This is a genomic window from Myxococcus sp. CA005, assembly GCF_006518205.1.
In the GTDB taxonomy this organism is placed as follows: Bacteria; Myxococcota; Myxococcia; order Myxococcales; family Myxococcaceae; genus Myxococcus; species Myxococcus xanthus.
This window is the reverse complement of the sequence record NZ_SRLV01000172.1, coordinates 1-5,277: the sequence shown is the minus strand read 5'-3', so window position 1 is coordinate 5,277 and position 5,277 is coordinate 1. Positions and strand designations below refer to the sequence as shown.

Annotated in this window: 1 protein-coding gene; it reads right to left on the bottom strand. The window is 68.5% G+C overall.

Translation table 11 applies throughout. The features are described 5' to 3' along the window. Window positions 1–5,277: non-ribosomal peptide synthetase (locus FMQ63_RS36750; protein WP_141277033.1), on the bottom strand; the 5,277-nt coding region annotated here is incomplete at both ends.

Below are 5,277 nucleotides of genomic sequence, written 5' to 3'. Positions count from 1 at the left end.
AACTCACCTGCTGCCCTGCCCACTCCACTGCCACCGCGCCCGGGGTCCTCTCCACCTGCGCTTCAAACAGCTCCGCCAGCGACGCCTCCCTCGGGTACTCCGCTCGCCTCCCGCTCCACTCCTCCACCAGGACGCGCCGCTCCTCCACCGACATCAACGACAGCTCGCCCAGGCGCGTCTCCGGATTCGCGACCGCGGCCTCCAGCAGCACCGACATCTGCCTCAGCAGCCGCTCCGCCGTCTTCGCCTCGAACAGGTCGCTGTTGTAATTGACTGACGCGGCGGCACCTTCCGGCAGCTCGACGACGAACATCGACAGGTCGAACTTCGACGTCTGAATCCGCGCGTCCATCACCGTCAGCGACAATCCCTGTCGCAGCTTCACTTCGGGCACAGGCGTGTTCTGAAGTGTCAGGGAGACTTGAAACAACGGGCTGCGACTCAGGTCCCGCTCCGGCTGCAATGCCTCCACCAGCTTCTCGAACGGGACGTCCTGGTGCGCGTAGGCGCCCAGGGTCACCTCACGCACCTGCGCCAACATGTCCCGGAAGGAAAGCTCGGGACGTACGCGAGCCCTCAGCACCAGGGTATTGGCGAAGTTGCCGATGAGCCCCTCCGTCTCGGCCTGCGTGCGACCCGCGATGGGGAAGCCCACGCTGATGTCGTCCTGCCCCGAGAGCCGCCACAACACCGTCTGATACGCCGCCAGCAGCACCATGAACGGCGTGGCCCCTTCTCGCCGCGCGGTCGCCTCCACTTGCCGCCACAGCGCCTTCGGCCACATCTGCCGCTGGATTCCACCTCGAAAGGTCTGCGCCGCGGGGCGAGGCCTGTCCGTGGGGAGGTCCAGGAATCGCGGCGCGCCCGCCAGCACCTCGCGCCAGTAGCGAACCTGCGATTCCAACACCTCGTCCTTCAACCACTCGCGCTGCCAGAGCGCGTAGTCCGCGTACTGCACGGGCAGCTCCGGCAATGGTGACGGCAGCCCTTGCGAGAACGCGTCGTAGAGCGCCGCCAACTCCCGAAGCAGCACGCTCGCGGACCAACCGTCCGAGACAATGTGATGCAACAGCAGCACGAGGACGTGCGCCTGCTCGGACTGCTTCAACAGCAGGGGGCGCAGCAGCGGCCCACGCGCGAGCTCGAATGCGCGGTCGACTTCCGCGCGCACCCGGTGCCGCACCTCGGACTCATCCTGGGCGCCCAGCTCCACCACGGAGAGGTGGACCGGCGATGGCGAAGCGATGCGCTGGACAGGTGCTCCGCCTTCATCCGGGAAGGCCGTACGCAGGACTTCATGACGGCGCACCAGCTCCGAGAAGGCTCGCTCCAAGGCAGAAACATCCAGGGGGCCCTCCACCCGCAGCACATACGGTGCGTTGTACTCGGTACCGCCCGGCTTCAGCCGATCCAGGAACCACAGTCGCTGCTGCGCGAATGACAGCGGCACCCGGTCCCCCCGAGGCATCGGACGCAGCGCGAGCAGCGTCTGACTTCGAGTCGCCTGCTCCACCTGCTGGGCAAAGGACCGCAAGGTGGGCGCCTCGAAGAGGGCGCGTAGCGGGACCTCTACGCCCAGGACCGCACGCACACGCGCCACCACCTGCGTGGCCAGTAGCGAATGACCACCCGACGCGAAGAAGTCGTCCTCCCGGCCCACCCGCTCCACCCGCAAGACGTGGGCCCAGACAGCGGCCAACGACTCTTCCATGGGGGAAGCCGGCGCCTCATAGGCGGGAGCCGGGCCACGCGCCGACACGTTCGGCACGGGCAGCGCGCGCCAGTCCACCTTGCCATTGGGCGTCAGCGGCAGGGCGTCCAGCACCACCAGCGCCGACGGCACCATGTGCCCAGGAAGCCGCTGCTGGAGGAAGCCCCTGAGGGCCGCGATGTCCGGAGCCGCCCTGGCCGTACGAACGGCGTAGCCCACCAGCCGATTGTCTCCAGGCACCTCTTCTCGCGCGACCACCACCGCGTCCTGGACGTCGGGATGCGCTCTGAGCACCGCCGCCACTTCTCCGGGCTCCACCCGGAACCCTCTCACCTTCACCTGGAAGTCCGTCCGCCCGATGAACTCCAGTCGCCCATCCCCCAACCACCGCACCTTGTCCCCCGTGCGGTACATCCTCGCTCCAGCCTCCATGCTGAACGGGTCCGGCACGTACCGCTCCGCCGTCAACTCCGGGCGCCATACGTACCCTCGCGTGACCTGCGCCCCTCCCACGAACAACTCTCCCCCCACGCCCACCGGCACAGGACGCAGGCTCCGGTCCAGCACGTAAACCCGTGTGTTGCCCATCGGCCGTCCCAGCGGCACCGTCGCGGGTGACTCCGCTCGACGTGGCAGCTCCACTCGCCCCGCCAGCACACCCACCGTCGTCTCCGTCGGGCCGTAGTGGTTGTGCACCTCGCACCCGGGCGCCAGCGCCGCCACCTGCTCCAGCAGGCTCCACGAGGCCGCCTCTCCTCCCACCACCAGCCGCTTCGTCGGCAACACCTGCCCGGGCGCGGCGCCACTCATCAGCGCCGCGAGGTGCGAGGGCACCACCTTCAAACACTCCACCCCATGCCGCTGGAAGTACTCCTCCACTCCCGCCGCGCTGCTTGCCCTCTCCTGCGTCAGCACATGCAGCAGTCCCCCCGTCCACAGCGCCGCGTACAGCACCGTGTTTCCCAGGTCCGCCGCCACCGTCGACACCAGCGCGAAGCTCGTGCACTCCGCCAACCCCAGCCGCGCATTCGCCGCTTCCACGTAGTGGGCAAGCTGTCCGTGTGTGACCGCCACGCCCTTGGGCCGCCCCGTGCTTCCGGATGTGAACAGCACGTACGCCAGTTGCTCGGGTTGCACCTCTACCCGCGGTGCTTCCGTCGGCTGCGCCTCGAGCCGCGCCGCGTCTCCATCCATCTCCACCCGGCGCGCGGACAGTCCCTCGAAAGTCGCCGCATGCCGCGCCTGCGTCACCACCACCGGCGCGGCCACTTCTTCCACCAGCGCGCGCAGGCGGGATTCTGGTTGCGAGGGGTCCAGCGGCACGTACGCGCCTCCCGCCTTCAGAATCCCCAGCATCGCCACCACCCACTCCACGCCCCGCTCCAGGCACAGCGCCACTGGCACTTCCGCGCCCACCCCCATTCCCCTCAACTGGTGCGCCACCTGGTTGGCCTGCGCCTCCAACTGGCGGTACGTCAGCTCCCGCTCCTCGCACCGCACCGCGGGCGCCTCTGGCGTCCGCTCTGCGTGGTGCTCGACACACCGGTGGACAGCCTCCCACCGGAGAGCCTGGGCCGAGCCGTTCCATTCCACCAGCACCTGATGACGCTCCGCATCGGTCAGCAGCGGTATCTGGGAGAGGCGCGATTCGGGCCGCGTGGTGACGGCCTTCAGCACCTGCTCCAGGTAGAACACCATCCGCTCCGCCGTGGCCGCCGTGAAGAGGTCGGTGCTGAACTGGAGCAAGCCCTCGAAACCCCGTGGAGTCTCCCCCAGGCTCAACGAAAGCTCGAAGCGAGCCGCCTCCTTGTCAATCAACCCCATCGGCTTCACGGTCAGCGAGGGCAGCGACAACGGCCCCACCGGGGCGTTCTGCAACACGAAGAGGACCTGGAAGAGCGCGCTGCGCCCCAGGTTCCGCTCGGGTTGCAGATGCTCCACGAGCTTCTCGAAGGGAAGGTCCTGATGCTCGTACGCCCCCAGCGTGCGCTCACGCACCTGCGCCAGCAGTTCGCGGAAGGTGGCATGAGGCTGGACCTGGGCGCGGAGAACCAGGGTGTTGACGAAGAAGCCGATGAGCCCCTCCGTCTCTTCGTACCGGCGACCCGCGATGGGCGAGCCCACCAGCACGTCCTCCTGCCCCGAGTAGCGCGACAGCAGGAGCTGGAAGGCCGCCAGCAGCACCATGAAGGGCGTGGCTCCCTCCGCATGGGCCAGTGCCGTCACGGCGTCGCTCATCGGCCGTGACAACCGCACCGGCACCCATGCACCGCGGTGCGACAACGTCGCCGGCCTGGGCTTGTCGGTGGGTAGCTCCAGGTGAGGAGGCGCGCCAGACAGCTGCTGCCGCCACCAGTCGAGCTGCGTCTCCAGCACGGCGCCGCTCAGCCATTGCCGCTGCCACACCGCGTAGTCCGCGTACTGCACGGGCAGCTCCGGCAACCCGGGAGACCGTCCTTCGAGGAAGGCCGCATAGAGCGCGCCCACCTCGCGGACCAGCACGCCCAGCGACCAGCCATCCGAGACGATGTGATGCAGCACCAGCACCAGGGCGTGCACGTCCGGCGACAGCCGCGACAGCCCCACGCGCACCAGGGGGCCGCGCTCCAGATGAAACGGCCGCAGGGCTGTTCGAGTCGCACGCGCGCGGAATTCGGCCTCGCGCTCCACTTCCGGCAGCGTGCTCAAGTCCTCGAAGGCGAGCTGGACGTCCATGGCCGGATGGATGACCTGGACAGGCTGGCCCTCGTGGGAGGCAAACGTCGTGCGCAACGACTCATGGCGCGCCACCAGCGCGGAGAACGCGCGCTGCAACGCGCTCACATCGAGCGAGCCCTCGATCCGGAGGACGATGGGGACGTTGTAGCTGGCACTGCCCGGATGGAGCTGGTCGATGAACCAGAGCCGCTGCTGGGCGAACGACACGGGCAATGCGCCCATGCGAGGTACCCGGGTCAGCGCTGGCACGCTCGGCGCCGCCGCTTCCCGCGCCGACTCCTCGATTCGCAGCGCGAGCCCTTCGAGCACAGGTGACGCGAAGAGCGTGCGCAGGGGCAACTCCACGCCGAAAGCGGAGCGGATGTGCGCGATGAGCTGCGTGGCCAGCAACGAGTGCCCGCCCAACTCGAAGAAGTCAGCGTCCGCGCTCACCCGCTCGATGCCCAGCACTTCACACCAGATGATGCTCAGCTTCTGCTCGGTGACCGTACGCGGCTCGATGTGCTGACGGGGCTCGGAAGGCCCCGCGTCGGAGGCCAACAATGCCTTGCGGTCGACCTTGCCGTTGGGCGTCAGCGGCAGCGCCTCCAGCACCACCACCACCGACGGCACCATGTACTCCGGCAACTTCTGCCTCACGTACTCCTTCAGCGCCCCTCCCTCTCCTCCCGGCGCCACCACGTACGCCTCCACCCGCTTCTCCTGCCCCTCTCCCCTCACCACCGCTGCCGCTTCCTTCACCTGCGCGTGCTGCTTCAGCGCCTCCTCCACCTCCCCCAACTCAATCCGGTACCCCCTCACCTTCACCTGCTCGTCCCGACGCCCCAGAAACTCCAGCAGCCCACCCT